Annotated in this window: 15 protein-coding genes; 5 read left to right on the top strand and 10 right to left on the bottom strand. The window is 68.6% G+C overall.

Features of this window, described 5'->3' with window-relative positions:
* Nucleotides 1-108: 108 nt before the first annotated feature.
* On the bottom strand, nucleotides 109-2,370 hold the full coding sequence (locus ACGFY9_RS39105; protein WP_393762373.1) for a hypothetical protein: 2,262 nt from the start codon (nucleotides 2,368-2,370) through the stop codon (nucleotides 109-111).
* A complete protein-coding gene (locus ACGFY9_RS39100) occupies nucleotides 2,292-4,640 on the bottom strand; it encodes an NACHT domain-containing protein (protein WP_393762371.1) in 2,349 nt (782 codons plus the stop codon). Before ACGFY9_RS39100 ends, ACGFY9_RS39105 begins: the two co-directional genes overlap by 79 nt.
* A 375-nt stretch (nucleotides 4,641-5,015) precedes the next feature.
* Here ACGFY9_RS39100 and ACGFY9_RS39095 point away from each other — a divergent pair, with 375 nt between their 5' ends.
* From ACGFY9_RS39095 to ACGFY9_RS39085, 3 genes are all read left to right on the top strand, one after another.
* A complete protein-coding gene (locus tag ACGFY9_RS39095; protein WP_019058262.1) occupies nucleotides 5,016-5,426 on the top strand; it encodes a helix-turn-helix transcriptional regulator in 411 nt (136 codons plus the stop codon).
* A 10-nt stretch (nucleotides 5,427-5,436) separates the two neighbouring features.
* Entirely contained in the window at nucleotides 5,437-5,853 is a 417-nt protein-coding gene (locus ACGFY9_RS39090) for a VOC family protein (protein ID WP_318018756.1), read from the top strand.
* A gap of 77 nt (nucleotides 5,854-5,930) precedes the next feature.
* Nucleotides 5,931-6,680: a VOC family protein gene (locus tag ACGFY9_RS39085; protein WP_393762369.1), complete on the top strand. Its 750-nt coding sequence runs from the start codon at nucleotides 5,931-5,933 to the stop codon at nucleotides 6,678-6,680.
* On the opposite strand, the gene ACGFY9_RS39080 is transcribed toward ACGFY9_RS39085, so the two are convergent.
* The 8 genes from ACGFY9_RS39080 to ACGFY9_RS39045 all read right to left on the bottom strand — a co-directional run bounded on the left by ACGFY9_RS39080 (nucleotide 6,667) and on the right by ACGFY9_RS39045 (nucleotide 12,675).
* Nucleotides 6,667-6,894 (bottom strand): hypothetical protein, encoded by a 228-nt coding sequence (locus tag ACGFY9_RS39080; RefSeq protein WP_393762367.1) that lies wholly within the window; start codon nucleotides 6,892-6,894, stop codon nucleotides 6,667-6,669. The two genes, ACGFY9_RS39085 and ACGFY9_RS39080, sit on opposite strands and share 14 nt — an antisense overlap.
* Nucleotides 6,891-7,238 carry a DUF952 domain-containing protein gene (locus ACGFY9_RS39075; RefSeq protein WP_393762365.1) on the bottom strand — a complete coding sequence of 116 codons (348 nt, stop codon included), beginning with the start codon at nucleotides 7,236-7,238 and terminating at the stop codon, nucleotides 6,891-6,893. The genes ACGFY9_RS39080 and ACGFY9_RS39075 overlap by 4 nt, the downstream gene beginning before the upstream one ends.
* A 9-nt stretch (nucleotides 7,239-7,247) precedes the next feature.
* Nucleotides 7,248-8,456, bottom strand: a complete 1,209-nt coding sequence (locus tag ACGFY9_RS39070; protein ID WP_393762363.1) for an RNA polymerase sigma factor — start codon at nucleotides 8,454-8,456, stop codon at nucleotides 7,248-7,250.
* A gap of 5 nt (nucleotides 8,457-8,461) precedes the next feature.
* The gene (locus ACGFY9_RS39065; protein WP_393762362.1) at nucleotides 8,462-8,875 is read right to left on the bottom strand and encodes a YciI family protein; all 414 of its coding nucleotides are present in this window, start codon (nucleotides 8,873-8,875) and stop codon (nucleotides 8,462-8,464) included.
* 85 nt (nucleotides 8,876-8,960) lie between these two features.
* The gene (locus ACGFY9_RS39060; RefSeq protein WP_393762360.1) at nucleotides 8,961-9,146 is read right to left on the bottom strand and encodes a hypothetical protein; all 186 of its coding nucleotides are present in this window, start codon (nucleotides 9,144-9,146) and stop codon (nucleotides 8,961-8,963) included.
* A 4-nt stretch (nucleotides 9,147-9,150) separates the two neighbouring features.
* A complete protein-coding gene (locus ACGFY9_RS39055; RefSeq protein ID WP_393762358.1) occupies nucleotides 9,151-9,756 on the bottom strand; it encodes a GNAT family N-acetyltransferase in 606 nt (201 codons plus the stop codon).
* A 322-nt stretch (nucleotides 9,757-10,078) separates the two neighbouring features.
* Nucleotides 10,079-11,155, bottom strand: coding sequence for a family 2 encapsulin nanocompartment cargo protein polyprenyl transferase (locus tag ACGFY9_RS39050; RefSeq protein WP_393762356.1), 1,077 nt, complete (start codon nucleotides 11,153-11,155; stop codon nucleotides 10,079-10,081).
* Nucleotides 11,156-11,268: 113 nt separating this feature from the next.
* Entirely contained in the window at nucleotides 11,269-12,675 is a 1,407-nt protein-coding gene (locus tag ACGFY9_RS39045) for a family 2B encapsulin nanocompartment shell protein (protein WP_393762354.1), read from the bottom strand.
* Nucleotides 12,676-12,972: 297 nt separating this feature from the next.
* Between ACGFY9_RS39045 and ACGFY9_RS39040 the strand changes: the two genes are divergently transcribed.
* Together ACGFY9_RS39040 and ACGFY9_RS39035 are read left to right on the top strand one after the other, a co-directional pair.
* Complete coding sequence (locus ACGFY9_RS39040; RefSeq protein WP_393762352.1) at nucleotides 12,973-13,563, top strand: N-acetylmuramoyl-L-alanine amidase; 591 nt, start codon at nucleotides 12,973-12,975, stop codon at nucleotides 13,561-13,563.
* 48 nt (nucleotides 13,564-13,611) lie between these two features.
* A complete protein-coding gene (locus tag ACGFY9_RS39035) occupies nucleotides 13,612-14,529 on the top strand; it encodes a 1-aminocyclopropane-1-carboxylate deaminase/D-cysteine desulfhydrase (RefSeq protein ID WP_393762350.1) in 918 nt (305 codons plus the stop codon).
* The last annotated feature ends 292 nt before the right edge of the window (nucleotides 14,530-14,821 follow it).

The raw sequence follows: 14,821 nt of genomic DNA, 5'->3' as shown, positions 1-14,821 counted from the left end.
GGCTATGTAGCAGGCAGGGTCGCCGCACCATCCCTGCCGCGCAGGCATGGTCCACGATGCGGATGAAACTCTGCGTACTGCACATCCTGCACAATGGGACGCCGCAAACTACAGCTTATGCGGCCGCGGAATGGTGATCACCAATGGGCGTAGGTCAAAGGACTCCGCGTGAGAAAGGCATACCGCTTGATCCTGTAGATCAGCCAACAGAGTGTCAGGCTCCAGCTTCTTCGCCTGCGTCTTACGTTTGTCACCTGGGGCGTCCCAGAGCTCAATCGGGTACCAGCCGACGAGAAAGATACCTGCGTTCGTCCTAGCCTCGGGCAAGTACCTCCCCGACAACTGCTCCTGCTGGGCTGTCAGAACCTCGTCATTCCAGGCGCCCTTGACCTCAATGACCAGTTTCACGTTTGCCCCCGAAGCCGCGCTGGGATCGTCACCGAGTGAGGAAAGTGCCTCGATGAGGATGTCGGTGCGGTCGCCCGCACCGTAGGGGTCCGTGGGGTGAATCAGTACTTCCCGGTTCACTGCGACTCGGTGGCCGGCCAGCCTCAGATTCAGCTCGTGTGCGAGGTAAGCGCACAGGGCTGATTCGGGCTTGGGACGCCAGGCGTCCGGGATGGCCTCATCGTCCGCTGCTGTTACGGGCTTCTTCCGAGAGCGCTTACCTGGCGTGCGGTCCCACAGCAGCTCACCATGTGAGGGGATATCTCGGCCAATCTCTTCCAAGATCTCCTGTACTACGTCCATGAGATCTGCGGTAGTGCGGATGACGCGCCGTGACGGTTCCTGGAGAACCCTCATCACATCTTCGGCTCGCACCTGAGTCCAGTTGGCGGCGGCATACTGCTTCGTGGCCGAGACAAGTGCAGCAGCCACTGCAAGTCTCTCAGGGTAGCGGGCAGACAGCTGCCGCAACTGGTGGACGGCCTCCGCAGTGGCCCGTTGGCTCAACTCAGGTAGCAGGCGTTCTCGCCATTCTCTCGCTTGCTCCTCCGCGCTCACCCAGTGTGCTTCGAGAAGGTTCAGGTCCTGCTCGGGGGCATACAAACCACTGAGCCACAAGTACAGATCCGCAACACCCGCCTCATCGAGGGAGCTTTGGATCCGCACGGTTTCCGCTCTTGCGCACGCTTCGGCCAGACGGCGACCGAATTCATCGTCTGCCACGGCGAGAGTCTTGATACGCGGCCAGTGCGCCTCTGCGTCAGTAGCCAACAGAACTTGGGCTGCCAGGACTGCAATCCTCGTACTCAATGGACGTTCGAGAGACACGCCGAGAGCACTGTCGATGAGGTTGTAGGCGGTCCTGCTCTCTACGCTCAGGAGGGAACTAAGGATGCTATGCCAAGTGCTCAGCGCGACCCCTCGCGCCTCTTCGCTGTCTGGCACGACCAGGACCGCTTCTTCTACTGCCGTCTCGTCTGACTCTGCACCGTCGGCAACCATCGGCACGACCCCGAGAGAGGCTGAGATCTCCGTGGCGAGGTACTCCATCGCCGTGCGCAGCTCCGTGGCCCAGCGCGGATCGATGGAGCTAATTTCAATGGGCTGCCGAGCATTCGAGATGGCCGCCAGGACCAGTTGGGTAATGCGCCTGGCCATGGACTCGGCCGCGTGCAGGCTGGCCAGGCGCAAAAGGTCAATCCGAACTGGCTCCATGAAGCTCGTTGAAATGCCCAGGATCTCCGTAAGAATCGCGGCGGTCCACGATTTCCACGCCGATGGAGGCAGTTCGGCGAGCCGGTTGCAGCCGTGCAACTCGACCAACAGCGCGTATCCGGCCCAGGATCGCTTGTTGTGCTGGGAGTTCTGGAGCCAGGAATCAGCATGGTCGTGTTCGGCGGCAAGGTAGCGCAGTGCGAGTTCGGGTAGGTCCGACAGGTCGTTGTCGAGTGCGACTGCCCCTGGCCAGGTGGAAATGGAGCCGGACAGGTCATCTACTCTGCCCGTCTGTGGTGTGACCCGCAGACGCCACAGAAACCACCACAGACTGTCGTTGTTTCCTTCCCTTGCCTCGGTAAGTAGGTGCACCTGCTCAGCAAGGAACTCCACGGCTTCTGGCCAAGGACCGTTCGAGGCTTCATGGCTCCGGCGCAGCGACCGCGCCAGTCTGCTATCGAGAGCAATCGGTTCATAGAAGGGGCGCACATAGGGCCAAGCTGGGTGCTGGTCATCGTAGGCCAGCTCGAACGCCTGGTAGCCGCCGTGCGGAAACAGGCATGAGACCAGTTCACCATACGCAGCGACGAGCGCTTCGTCCCCGGACGCAGCCGCCGCAACCACCTGATCTAGCCCCCATGTGAAATCCGCTCCATCCACCAATTGGTAGCGGATAGCCGACTCGGGAGCCGGGGAAGCGTTGTCCACCGCAGCGGCGGTCGGCGGTCCCAGTCGTAAACAATCAGATATGCCGCTTCGCGAGGGTCAATCTCTGCCTTTACGGCCTCGCTGACGAGAGCGTTGGTCAGGAGCCTGCGGAGAAACAGAACGTGCGCGGACTCTTGCCCATGCTCGTCAGGTTGCAAGCAGTCGGGAAGGCGGACCTTGTTGTGCTCGTGAAGGAGGCCCAGGATGATCTTCGCCAGGGAACTCAGATCCTGTGAGGCGTCCCCACTGCGGAGCGTACGGTCGATTATGGAGTCGATCAGTGGAGTCTCGAGGCGATCAGGGGAGAAGAGAAAGCCGCCGCTCCCCGATTGCTCCTGTTTGAGGACGGCTTTCTGAGCCCAGGCCAGAAGCTCTACCAGATGCTGGTCCGCGCACTGGCTGGGCAAATTTCTCAAGAAGTGGGCGTAATTGCCGTACATGCCGGGAGACGGAGGGCGCAGTGCGGCGAGTACCGAGACCATGTCCAAGTGGTCCGGCCACAGAAGGGTCAGCAGAGTCCCACGCAGGTCTAGGTCAGGATCCACGCGCGTCGCGTATGAGGGCTCGGCGAGGGAGGCAAGGACTCTGGTAAGGACGGGCACGGTGCGGCCAGCCTCGCCGCAGGTAAACGCCGCGCGCGCTGCCAGGCGCCGCTCCGTCTGGTGCCAAGCGTCGTTCTCTACAAGTCGTAGGAGTGCATCGGCCAGCCTGGGGTGCGCCGTGCCGGCCTCCTGGGCCAGTTGTATGGCTAGGCGGATTCTTGCTGTGGTCTGCCAGTCGGCCGCGCCTTCACTCGGGGCTGTCTCCAACACATCGGCAAGCTGATCCGCAAACAGCGGGTGCCGCAGGTCCCACTGTGAAAGCTGCCAGCGCGTGTCACTCAGTTCGACTTGGGCCGCGCGCTCAAGCAACCGACTCACGGTCAGCCGACGGACCTCGTCGGAGCGCACCAGGGAACTGTGCACAGCCAGGCTCTCGGGGTCGGCAGCAGCCAGCCAATCGGTGGCCGTGGGGTTCATGGCCACCAGCCAGGCGGCAGTCTCCCGGAGAGGCGCAGGAATGCTGGCCGTTTCTCCGCCCGGTGCCCGAACCAGGAAGAGGTTTTCCAGTTGCTGCTGTGTCGTTTCCCGGTCAGTGAGATACCGGGCAGCGAGGTACGCGGCCATGGAGGAGTGCCGGAACGCCACCCTGTTCTGGTCCGGCGCCGTAAACAGCGCCGTCTCCAAGGTTTCCTCCACCGTCTGACGTGTGACGTCGAATGCGCCCGCCACGGTCCGCTCCTGGCCGTCGGCCAGTGCGCCCCCCTCCAGGTCGTATGGGCCAGCCTCGAACGCGCGGCCGCGCCAAACTGTTCGGTGCCCGGAAAGCATCATCCAGGCAGCAATACGTCCCGCCACCGTAAGCCGCTGCGGGACGGTTGTGGTCACAGCTCTACGTTCTCTGTTTTGGTCGTGATCCTCCGCGAGGTGCACAACGCCGCGGGCAAACAGATCCTGCGGCGTGCCGTGCAACCGGCCGTCGACCCGGTAAGTCAACACCAGCAATTCCAGGGTCAAGGGAACGCCAGCGAGTACGGCTGCGCCGGCCTCTTCGGCCGCGGCTACCAGCTCTTCACCCGGTACGTCAGCGCTGTCGGCCAGCGCCACGGCCTCATTGCGACTCAACGGAACCAAGTCGACACACCAACACGCCCCGAACGCCTCAGACAGCACAGGGGTCAGCGTCTGCGGATAGTCCGCCGTGCGACAGGCCATGAGAAACCGAACCCGGCTGGTATCCCGACCACGCAACGACTTCTTCAACCGCCCCGGCAAACGTTGACGCAGCGAGCTCTCGTCTGCCTGGTCCAAGACCACCCACAGCACTCCAGCGTCTGCGGCAGCGTCTCCCTCTGGGGGCAACGACTCAAGATGGCAGCCCAGCTCCTCCAGGTAGGAGTTCTCAGTCAAGTCCCCACCTGCCACCCACAAACATGCGTCGGTGCCCGGGTCCCATGTGTCCACAACGCGGGGCAGCATGTTGGTGACATGCCTCAGAACGGTGGTCTTCCCCGCTCCCGGCTCGCCTAGCACGACCATCGCTCCGGCCGTCGCGACCACGGCAGGAAGTGCCAGCGCACCCTCACGTAGCCGCTCTGCCTCGGTGATCACACCGTCATCCCCGGTGCGAAACGCCTCGGTGACTCGCGGAATTGAATCCTCCGCTGTGGCATGCGCGCTACGGATTCTGCAGACACGAGGCGCATGAAAGCCGAACACATCTCCCGCCATGGGCCCAATTCTCTCAGTGCCCACTGACAGCCGGCGCCCCGACGGCCGGGCTGCGATCACGGTGCCCCGCCTGCCCAGTGTGCTCAGTCCGCACACAGTCCGCAGGACACCCGATCAAGACCGTCGCATCCCATCGTCAGCCATCGAGAAAAGACCAGGTCAGCGACTTGTAGCAACCATCGCTACAGGTCACCTACCTGGCCGTTTACTAGGAGACCAAGAAGGCCTGACACCCAGTCGGTCTGTCCCGACCGACCGGCGATCGGTGCACCATCGACGGTCGTTGGGCATGGGGAAGGGGCTCCGCCGGTTCGCCGGCGGGCCCCTTCGTCGTTCCCGGCCCGGCGAAAGCGGCCCCGTGCCATCCTGGACGACGTGAACCGCGACGACCTCGTACGGCTGCGCCAGGCCCGCGACCGCATGAACCGCGAGTACGCCGAACCGCTCGACATGGCCTCGATCGCGCGGACCGCGCTGATGTCGCCGGGCCACTTCCAGCGCAGCTTCCGCGCCGCGTACGGGGAGACGCCGTACAGCTACCTCATGACCCGGCGGATCGAGCGGGCGAAGGCCCTGCTCCGACGCGGCGACCTGAGCGTGACCGAGGTGTGCATGGCCGTCGGCTGTACCTCGCTCGGCTCCTTCAGCTCCCGCTTCACCGAGCTGGTCGGCGAGACCCCCAGCGCCTACCGCGCCCGTTCCCACGAGGCGGGCGCGGTCATCCCGTCCTGCGTGGCCCGCACTTTCACCCGCCCGAACCGGGCGGGACCGCCGCTCCGCCCCTAGCCTGATGCCCATGGACCTGAAACTCCGCCAGTGCTTCATCGCCGTCGACGACCACGACAAGGCGCTCGCCTTCTACTGCGACGTGCTGGAGCTGGAAATCCGTAATGACGTCGGTTTCGAGGGGATGCGGTGGGTGACCGTGGGGTCGCCGTTGCAGCCGGACGTGGAGATCGTCCTGGAGCCGCCGGCCGCGAACCCGGACGCCTCCCCCGCCGACAAGCAGGCCATGGCCGAACTGCTCGCCAAGGGCACCCTGCGCGGGGTCAACTTCACCACTGCCGACTGCGACGCCCTGTACGCCCGCGTCCAGGAGTCCGGCGCCGAGGTGGTCCAGGAGCCGACGGACCAGCCGTACGGCGTCCGCGACTGCGCGTTCCGCGACCCGGCCGGGAACATGCTGCGGTTCATGCAGCGGAGTGAGGACTGAGGGACGGGACTGAAGGGAGGCTGAGGGGGACTGAAAGACTCTCGGGCGGGTCGCCGCCTCCCGCCTACGATCACGCCATGAGCGCTACGAGCATCCGCTGGACCTACGCCTTCATCGACCGCCCGCACGACAGCCTCGGCCCCGCCCGCGGCTTCTGGACGGCGGCCACAGACACCCGGCTGTCCGAACTGCGGGGTGACGAGGGCGAGTTCGTCACCCTATTGCCGGAGGGGGGCGACGCCTGTGTGAAGGTCCAGGGCGTCGGGGCCGGCCCGGGTGGTGCTCATCTCGACTTCTCTGTCGAGGACGTACCGGCGTTCGTCAACTCCGCGCTGCGACTCGGCGCGGAGACCGTCGCCGAGCACGACGGCTGGGCCGTACTCCGGTCCCCCGCAGGGCAGTTGTTCTGCGCCGTCCCCTGGCACGGCGAGTCCGTACGGCCGCCCGTCGTGGCCGGCACCCGCCTCGACCAGGTCTCCCTCGACACCGGACCCGGCTCCTACGACGCCGAAGTCGCCTTCTGGAGCGCCCTGTTGCCCGACTGGGCCTCGCTGTCGGGCGCGCTCCCCGAGTTCCATGTGCTCAAGCCGCCGGCCGGCCTACCGATCCGCATCCTGCTGCAACGCCTCGTCGAGGAACGCCCCGCCGCCGCCCATCTCGACCTGGCCTGCGCGGACATCGACGCGGCCAGGGAACGGCACGAGGAACTCGGCGCGACCGTCGTCTCCCACGGCAAGCACTGGACGGTGATGCGGGACCCGGCGGGCGGCACGTACTGCCTGACGGGGCGCGACCCGGAGACCGGCGGGCTGCCTAGCCGCCCCTGACGCAGACGACGATCACCCGGCGGTCGTCGTACCGCGAGTCCGTGGGCCTCGGACAGGCACTCGCCGTGTCCTGGCTGTCCTGCCTCAGCAATGGCGTCGGCGTCGCGCCGGGATCGTGCGGCTCGCCGGGGTCCTGCAGCCACAGCGTGAGCCCGCCCCCGACGACCACGGCGACCGCCCACGCGACCAGGACCCGGCGCCACAACCGGCTCATCCCGCCCACACCTCTACGCCCACCACCGCGTCCACCGGAATCGGCCCGTACACGTGCGGGAACTCCTCGCCGCCCGGCTTCGGCGCCTCGTACTTCAGGGGTACGCCGAGCCGTCCCGGGTCCACGACCAGGACCACCAGGTCGTCGGGGCCGTCGTAGGAGCCGTACAAGAAAGCTGCCACGCGCGGGAGTTGGGCGCGGGTAGAGCAGTGGATGAAGCCCTCCTCCTGGAGGGTGCGGCCGCGGGTCGACCACTCGTAGGTGCCGCGCTCGCGGGCCGCGTCCCAGAGGGCGCGTTCGGTGATGTGGAGGATGGTGGCAGTGGTGGATTCGTCTTCCGGCATGGGGTCACGCTACGGCCCGAGCCGTGCCGCCCGCGCCCGCAGGTACCGCTGCTCGGGCAGGCTGAGGGTCTTGGCCGCCGCCGACTCGTAGGCGGCCCGGGCCGCGGTGAACTCACCGGCCCGTTCCAGGAGGTGGCCGCGGACCGCGTCGGGACGGTGACCCTCCCCCAACTCGGCCGCCAGTAGGTCCAGTTCGGCCAGGCCCGCGTGCGGGCCGTCGACCATGGCTACGGCGACAGCCCGGTTGAGGCGTTCGACGGGGCCGGGGACCAGACGCACCAGCACCTCGTACAGGCCGAGGATCTCGTGCCAGTCCGTCGCCCGCGCCGAGGACGCCTCGTCGTGTACGGCGGCGATCGCCGCGCGCAACTGGTAAGGCCCCGCGGGCCCTTGGGACAGCGCCCGGGTGACGAGGGCGACACCCTCTTCGATCGCCGCCCTGTCCCAGCGGTCGCGGTCCTGTTCGTCGAGGGGGACGAGTTCACCGTGCGGACCGGTGCGGGCGGCCCGGCGGGCGTCGGTGAGCAGCATCAACGCGAGCAGCCCCGCCACTTCGCCGACCTCCGGGAGCAGCCGGTGCACGGCACGGGTCAACCGGACTGCCTCGCCCGCGAGTTCGCGCCGCGTGAGACTCGGGCCGGACGTCGCCGTATAGCCCTCGTTGAAGATCAGGTACAGCGTGTGCAGGACGGCGGGCAGCCGCTCGGCCCAGTTGTCCGGCCGCCCCAAGCGCACACCGCGCACCTTCGCCTTTGCCCGGCTGATCCGCTGCGCCATCGTCGCCTCGGGCACGAGATACGCCCGGGCGATCTCCGCCGTCGTCAGTCCGCCGACCGCCCGCAGGGTGAGCGCGATCTGCGCGGTCGGGGTCAGCTCCGGATGGCAGCAGAGGAAGAGCAGGGAGAGGGTGTCGTCCTCGCGCGGCGGCTCGGGAGTGTACGGGTTCCGGGGCTCAAGAGCCGCCGCCTTCTCCTCCCGCGCCCGCCGCGACTCCTCGGCGCGCAGCGCGTCCGTCAACCGCCGCGAGGCGACCCGGATCAGCCAGCCGCGCGGATTCTCCGGCACACCGTGCTCCGGCCACTGCCGGGCGGCCGCGAGCAGCGCCTCCTGTACGGCGTCCTCGGCGCTGTCGAAATGGCCGTACCGCCTGACCAGCGCGCCGAGGACCTGCGGCGCGTGTCGGCGCAGCAGGTCCTCGATGCCGGTGGTGTCGCGCATACGGCTCAGACGTCCGCGGTGCCGTCCTGGATGGGGCGGATCACCACCGCGCGGTTGACGGCACCTTCGGGCAGGGGGCAGCGGGTGACGCGGTCGGCGATCTCCGTGACCCGCTCCAGGCTCGCGCACTCCAGGACCCAGTAGCCGGCCATCAGCTCCTTGGTCTCGCTGTACGGCCCGTCGGTGATCACGGCCTTGCCGTCCGCGCCCAGCGTGACCAGCCGGGTCCTCGCCGGCTCGGTCAGCCCCTGCGCGTCGATCAGCTCACCCGTCTCGGCCAGGTCGTCGTTGATGGCTCCCATGTGGGCGAACATGGCCTGCATCTCCGCCTCGCTCCAGGCCGGGGACCCGGGGGTGGGCTTGCCCTGCATGCCGTCGTAGTCCGCCTGTGTGCCCTGCACCATGACCAGGTACTTCATGAGTCCGCTCCTTCGGCTCGTGCCACCCGTGCCGGGCGGCTGTCACATGAGACATCGGAGCCGGGCCGGGATTCTCGACACGGGTTCAGGATTCTTTCGGGCCGGATTCGGCCCCTGGCTCGGCGCCCTCACCGGCGTACGCCTCGCACTCGGGGTTCCGGCACGGGCCGGCCACCCACTTCGGTACCCATGCGCCGAGCGTCTTGTACCGCCGGACGACGGTGGCCACCGGCTGCCCGCAGACGGGACAGGTGTGCTCTTCTCTGGCCATGTACTCAGCCTAGAACCGTGCGGGGCTCGCGCCACATCGGGTACATGCGCGGGCCGTCCGGTAGGTCGAGGGTGTGGCCGGTGAAGGTGTAGCCGAGGCGCTCGTACAGCTTGGTGCTGCGTTCGCTGCTCGCCTCCAGGTACGCGGGGAGGCCCTCGCGGTCGCAACGGTCCAGGACGTGCCGGATGAGCGCGGCACCGAGGCCCTCGCCCTGCCGGCCCGGTGCCACGGCGATCATCCACAGGTATTCGTGGGCCCGGCCTGCGGGATGCCCCTCCGCCATGAGGCGCGCGATCGTCTCGACCCGCGCGTTGTCCGGATCCACCAACTCCCGTAGCCCTACGGCCTCGTCCTCGCCGTTCTCCGGATGCGCCTCGGCCGGTACCGACAGCCACAGCGCGCACGCCGCGCCGTCCTCGGCGAGGTCGATGCGGCCGTCGGCGAACACCGCGTCGGTGAAGGCGGCCATCAGCCTGTGGTGGGTCGTACGGCGGTACTCGGCGTCGGGGAAGACCCAGCCGCTGACCGGATCGTCCTGGAAGGCCTCGTCCAACAGCCGGACGACCAGCTCTCTGTCACCCTCGCCGGCCGCCCGTATCGCCACGCCCATGTCCCGCCCCTTAGCTCTCAACCACCGTCACCTGAAGGGGTGTTGAGCTTAACGGGACTTCCGGGCGAGTGAGCCGAAGGGGCGCGTCGGTGTCGAGAGTCCCAGCGCGCGGAGGCGCGCAGCGCCGAGTACGGTGGGGCTCTCGACACAGCCACGCGCCGGTAGGCGCATATTGAACACAGCGGCGCCCCGGAGGCGAACCGAGCCTTAAAAAAGGGGTGCGAGCCCCGCGCACCGTGGGGATGCGCGGGACCCGCCTGTCCGGGGCCTCCGGTGGCCGTGCGGGGTCAGGACCGCGCGGTTCCGGAGGGCTCCGGAGTCATCAACTGCTGCGCCGGGTCACGAACTCGGCCAGTGCGAGCAGACCGCCCGCGTCCTGCGGGTCCGGGATCGCCCGGGCCAGCTCCTGCACGGCCCGCGCCATCCGGTCGGCTGCCTGGTCCTGCGCCCAGTCCCGGCCCCCCGCCCGCTCCACGGCGAGCACGGTGCGCTCCAACTCTCCTTCCTCGTACGGCAGTCCGTACAGCTCCGCGAGTTCCACGGCCGCCGGTGTGCCCGAGGTGAGGGCGGCGACCACGGGCAGGGACTTCTTGCGGACGGCGAGGTCGGCGCCGGCCGGTTTGCCCGTGCGGCCGGGGTCGCCCCATATCCCGATGACGTCGTCGATCAGCTGGAAGGCGAGCCCGGCCTGGCGGCCGAACGCGTCCAGTGCCTCGACGTCCTCGGCGGACGCCCCCGCGTACAGCGCGCCCACCGCACAGGCGCAGCCGAGCAGCGCGCCGGTCTTGGCCTCGGCCATGACGAGCACCTCGTCGAGGGTGACCTCGCCGGGGGCGCGCTTCTCCATGGCGGTGTCCGCGTGCTGGCCCTCGCACAGTTCGACGACGCAGTCCGCGAGCCGGGCCGCCGCGGCCGAGGACGCCGGGTGCGGGTCCTCGGCGAGCAGCCGGAGGGCCAGCGCCTGGAGGGCGTCCCCGGCGAGGATCGCGTCGGCGTCACCGAACACGGTCCACGCGGTGGGCCGGTGTCTGCGGGTGGTGTCCCGGTCCATCACGTCGTCGTGCAGCAACGTGAAGTTGTGGACCAGTTCCACCGCCGCGGCGGCCCGCAGCGCGCTCGCCCGTGCCCGCTCGCCGCCGAGTGCGGTGGCGGCGGCCAGGACGAGGGCGGGGCGGATCGCCTTGCCGGCGTTGCCCGCCGCCGGTGTGCCGTCCGCGTGCTCCCACCCGAAGTGGTAGAGCGCGACCCGGCGCATCGAGCCGGGCAACGAGTCGATCGCCGAGCGCAGTCCGGGGTCGACGGACGTCCTGGCCCCCTCCAGGATCACCGCCGCCTCGTGCCCGTCGGGCGACTGCGTCCCTTCAGAATGCTGTTTCGTCTCCGTCCTGAACTCGGCCATGGGGTCCCCCTCGGAGAGTCCGCGGACGGTGACGCCTGCGCTGCGACCGGTCGCGTTCGACCGGGGTGTACCCGCCCTTACGGGCGGGGACACCGCGTCCAGCTGCTGAAACGTCACCTCCAGCGGCCGATCTCGACGTTCTCCAGGACGCCGAGGGCGTCCGGCACGAGGACCGCCGCCGAGTAGTAGGCCGTCACGAGGTAGTTGATGACCGCCTGTTCGTTGATGCCCATGAAGCGCACCGACAGGCTCGGCTCGATCTCGTCCGGGATGCCGGCCTGCTGGAGGCCGATGACGCCCTGGTCGGCCTCGCCGGTACGCATGGCGATGATCGAGGTGGTCCGCCGGTCGCTGACCGGGATCTTGTTGCACGGGTAGATCGGCACGCCGCGCCAGGTCGGGATGCGGTTGCCGCCGACGTCGATGGACTCCGGGACCAGTCCGCGCTTGTTGAGCTCGCGGCCGATCGCGGAGATCGCGCGCGGGTGGGCGAGGAGCATCCGGGTGCCGCGCCGCCTGCTGAGCAGCTCGTCCAGGTCGTCCGGGCTGGGCACGCCGTCGTGGGGCTGGAGCCGCTGGTCGTACTCGCAGTTGTTGAGCAGGCCGAACTCGCGGTTGTTGATGAGTTCGTGCTCCTGGCGTTCCTTCAACGCCTCGACGGTGAGCCGGAGTTGCTGCTCCGTCTGGTTCATCGGCTGGTTGTAGAGATCGGCCACGCGCGAGTGGATGCGCAGGACGGTCTGGGCGACGCTCAGTTCGTACTCGCGCGGCCTGGCGTCGTAGTCGACGAACGTGTGCGGGATGTCCGGCTCGCCGGAGTGGCCCGCGGCGAGGTCGATGGCCTTCTCGCCGTACTTGTTGGTGCGCTGTTCCGGGATCGCCCGCAGTTGCGCGAGGTGGTCGCGCAGGGTCTCGGAGCGCTCCGCGACCTGCTCGACGTCTCCGCGGGCCAGGATCAGCACCGTGCACGCGGTGTCCGCGCGGGCCGTGTACTCCCAGATGGCGTCCGGGTCGAGCAGTGCCTGGTCGCCGAAGTAGGCGCCGTCGGCGAGGACTCCGAGGACCGTGTCGTCGCCGTACGGGCCGGTGCCGACCTTCTCCACCCTGCCGTGCGCCAGCAGGTACACCTCGTCGGCCTGGCCGCCGAACGACGCGATCGCCTCCCCCGGGGCGTACTCGCGCTGCCGGCAGCGGGTGGCCAGCTCCGAGAGCACCTCCTCGTCCTCGTAGTCCCGCAGCGCGGGCAGTTCGCCGAGCTCCGCGGGGATGACCTCGACGCGGTCGCCGGTCTTCACGAATGTCACCCGGCCGTCGCCCACGGAGTAACTCAGCCGTCGGTTCACCCGGTATGTGCCACCCTGCACGTTCACCCACGGCAGTGTGCGCAGCAGCCAGCGCGAGCTGATCTCCTGCATCTGCGGCGCGGACTTCGTGGTCGTGGCCAGGTTCCGCGCAGCCGCCGTACCAAGACTCTGCTGCGGCTTGTTCTGCTCCGCGCGGACCTCTTCGCCTACCGACATAGAGAAATGCCCTCCCCATTCATGCCCGGCACCTGTGCGCCCGGCATCGTTCTCGCGCACCAGCCTTCCTCACGGAGCGTGCTGGTGGTATTACCCGAAAGAGCGGGAATGGATCTTCAACTGCTGGGCACAGGGGCTGTTTACGTCGAATGTTGTTCGAGTGGCCGCCGAGTCGGCCGTTGTCCGGATCGGCTCGCACGCCGTACGAACAAGTCGTCCGTACCAGATTTTTTCGGTACAAGCAGCGATAACAGACGGCCGTGCACGTCGGCCGTCGCGCAGCACGAAGGAGGCGTCATGGCCTCACCCATGTCCGCGGGCGGTTTCCTGGCCGGCTTCAAGGCGGAGGGCGTCACCGTCGTCGAGGTCGGCGACTGGGAGCACCACAACCGCAACCACAAGGGCCCGTGGGGGCCCGTCCACGGCGTGATGATCCACCACACGGTCACCAAGGGCAGCGCGCGCACGGTGGAATTGTGCCGCGAGGGCCGCCCCGACCTCCCCGGCCCGCTCTGCCACGGCGTCATCACCAAGGACGGCCACCTCCACCTGGTCGGCTACGGCCGCGCCAACCACGCGGGCCTCGGCGACGACGACGTCCTGCGCGCGGTGATCGCCGAGAAGGCACTGCCGCACGACAACGAGGCGGACACCGACGGCAACCGGCACTTCTACGGCTTCGAGTGCGAGAACCTCGGCGACGGCGAGGACCCCTGGCCCGAGGCCCAGTTGGAGACCATCGAGAAGGTCTGCGCGGCGATCTGCCGCCACCACGGCTGGACGGCGCGATCGGTGATCGGGCACCTGGAGTGGCAGCCCGGAAAGGTGGACCCGCGCGGGTTCACGATGAACTGGCTGCGCGACCGGGTCCACGACCGGCTGAAGTGACCCCCGGACGGCGGGGACGACACCGCCGCCCCGGGTGACAATGGTCCCGTGACCAGCCCCGACCTCTCCGACCTGCGGCCCCGGCTCCCGTCGCCGGTGGAGGAGATCACGGACGGGCGGTTCGGCCGGCACGGCATCCGGCTGCTGCTCAAGCGGGACGACCTGATCCACCCGGACCTGATCGGCAACAAGTGGCGCAAGCTCGCGCCGAACCTGACGGCGGCGGCCGGACGGACGGTCGTCACGTTCGGCGGCGCCTACTCCAACCACCTGCGCGCCACCGCCGCCGCGGGCCGCCTCCTGGGTCTGCCCACGGTCGGCGTGGTCCGCGGCCAGGAGCTGTCCGACCGCCCGCTCAACCCGTCCCTGGCCCGCTGCACGGCCGACGGGATGCGCCTCCACTTCGTCGACAGGTCGACGTACCGGCGCAAGTCCGAGCCGGAGACGCTGGCCGGCATCCTGCGCGAGGTGGACGCGGAGGACGCGTACGTCGTCCCCGAGGGCGGCAGCAACTCCCTTGCGGTACGCGGCTGCCGGGCCCTGGGCGAGGAACTACGCGCGCGTGCCGACGCCGATACCCCTGTCGATGTCGTCGCCCTGGCCTGCGGCACCGGCGGCACACTGGCCGGGCTGGCCGCCGGACTCGGCCCCGACCAGCGCGCCTTGGGGATACCGGTCCTCAAGGGCGGCTTCCTGAGCGCCGAGGTAGAGGGCCTTCAGGAGCGCGCTTTCGGTGGCCGGTGTGGCGACTGGTCGCTCGACGACCGCTTCCATTTCGGGGGCTACGCGCGCGTGCCCGCCGAACTCGACGCCTTCGCCGAGGACTTCGAGCAGCGGCACGGGGTGCCCGTCGAGCGTCTCTATGTCGCCAAGTTGCTGTACGGACTTGTCGCCCTCGCCGACGAAGGCGCCTTCCCGCGCGGGAGCACGGTCGCCGCTGTCGTCACCGGGCGACCGTTCCCGTAGCGTCCCGCCACGCGCTGAGGCTGGCCGGCGGCTCAGGTCGCAGGAAAGCGGCGGTAGTTGACGGGCGCGCCGGTGAGCGGGGCGAGCCACGTGCGGCTGCGAGGCGGCGAAGACGCCGACTGGGGCGCCCGCGCACTTGGGCCAAGCGGGGAGCGCGTGCCACGCCCCGCGTCTGCGACCTGATCCTCCCGATGGGCCTAGGCCGTTTCTGATGGCTCTTGGACGGTGTCACGGAGCCAGATGACGATCGCGGTGACGGTCAGGGTGCCGTTGAAGATGTAGTCACGTTTGT

Source organism: Streptomyces sp. NPDC048504 (assembly GCF_043200035.1).
Taxonomy (GTDB): Bacteria; Actinomycetota; Actinomycetes; order Streptomycetales; family Streptomycetaceae; genus Streptomyces.
Note: the sequence above shows the minus strand (reverse complement) of the source record. Positions and strands in the feature narration are given on the sequence as shown.

Coding starts and splice junctions, on each gene's coding strand:
- ACGFY9_RS39065 (WP_393762362.1), bottom strand. CDS start 8,875: ATGAAGTACCTGGTCATGGTGCAGGGCACACAGGCGGACTACGACGGC.
- ACGFY9_RS39085 (WP_393762369.1), top strand. CDS start 5,931: ATGAGCGCTACGAGCATCCGCTGGACCTACGCCTTCATCGACCGCCCG.
- ACGFY9_RS39045 (WP_393762354.1), bottom strand. CDS start 12,675: ATGTCGGTAGGCGAAGAGGTCCGCGCGGAGCAGAACAAGCCGCAGCAG.
- ACGFY9_RS39080 (WP_393762367.1), bottom strand. CDS start 6,894: ATGAGCCGGTTGTGGCGCCGGGTCCTGGTCGCGTGGGCGGTCGCCGTG.
- ACGFY9_RS39055 (WP_393762358.1), bottom strand. CDS start 9,756: ATGGGCGTGGCGATACGGGCGGCCGGCGAGGGTGACAGAGAGCTGGTC.
- ACGFY9_RS39050 (WP_393762356.1), bottom strand. CDS start 11,155: ATGGCCGAGTTCAGGACGGAGACGAAACAGCATTCTGAAGGGACGCAG.
- ACGFY9_RS39070 (WP_393762363.1), bottom strand. CDS start 8,456: ATGCGCGACACCACCGGCATCGAGGACCTGCTGCGCCGACACGCGCCG.
- ACGFY9_RS39060 (WP_393762360.1), bottom strand. CDS start 9,146: ATGGCCAGAGAAGAGCACACCTGTCCCGTCTGCGGGCAGCCGGTGGCC.
- ACGFY9_RS39040 (WP_393762352.1), top strand. CDS start 12,973: ATGGCCTCACCCATGTCCGCGGGCGGTTTCCTGGCCGGCTTCAAGGCG.
- ACGFY9_RS39075 (WP_393762365.1), bottom strand. CDS start 7,238: ATGCCGGAAGACGAATCCACCACTGCCACCATCCTCCACATCACCGAA.
- ACGFY9_RS39100 (WP_393762371.1), bottom strand. CDS start 4,640: ATGGCGGGAGATGTGTTCGGCTTTCATGCGCCTCGTGTCTGCAGAATC.
- ACGFY9_RS39090 (WP_318018756.1), top strand. CDS start 5,437: ATGGACCTGAAACTCCGCCAGTGCTTCATCGCCGTCGACGACCACGAC.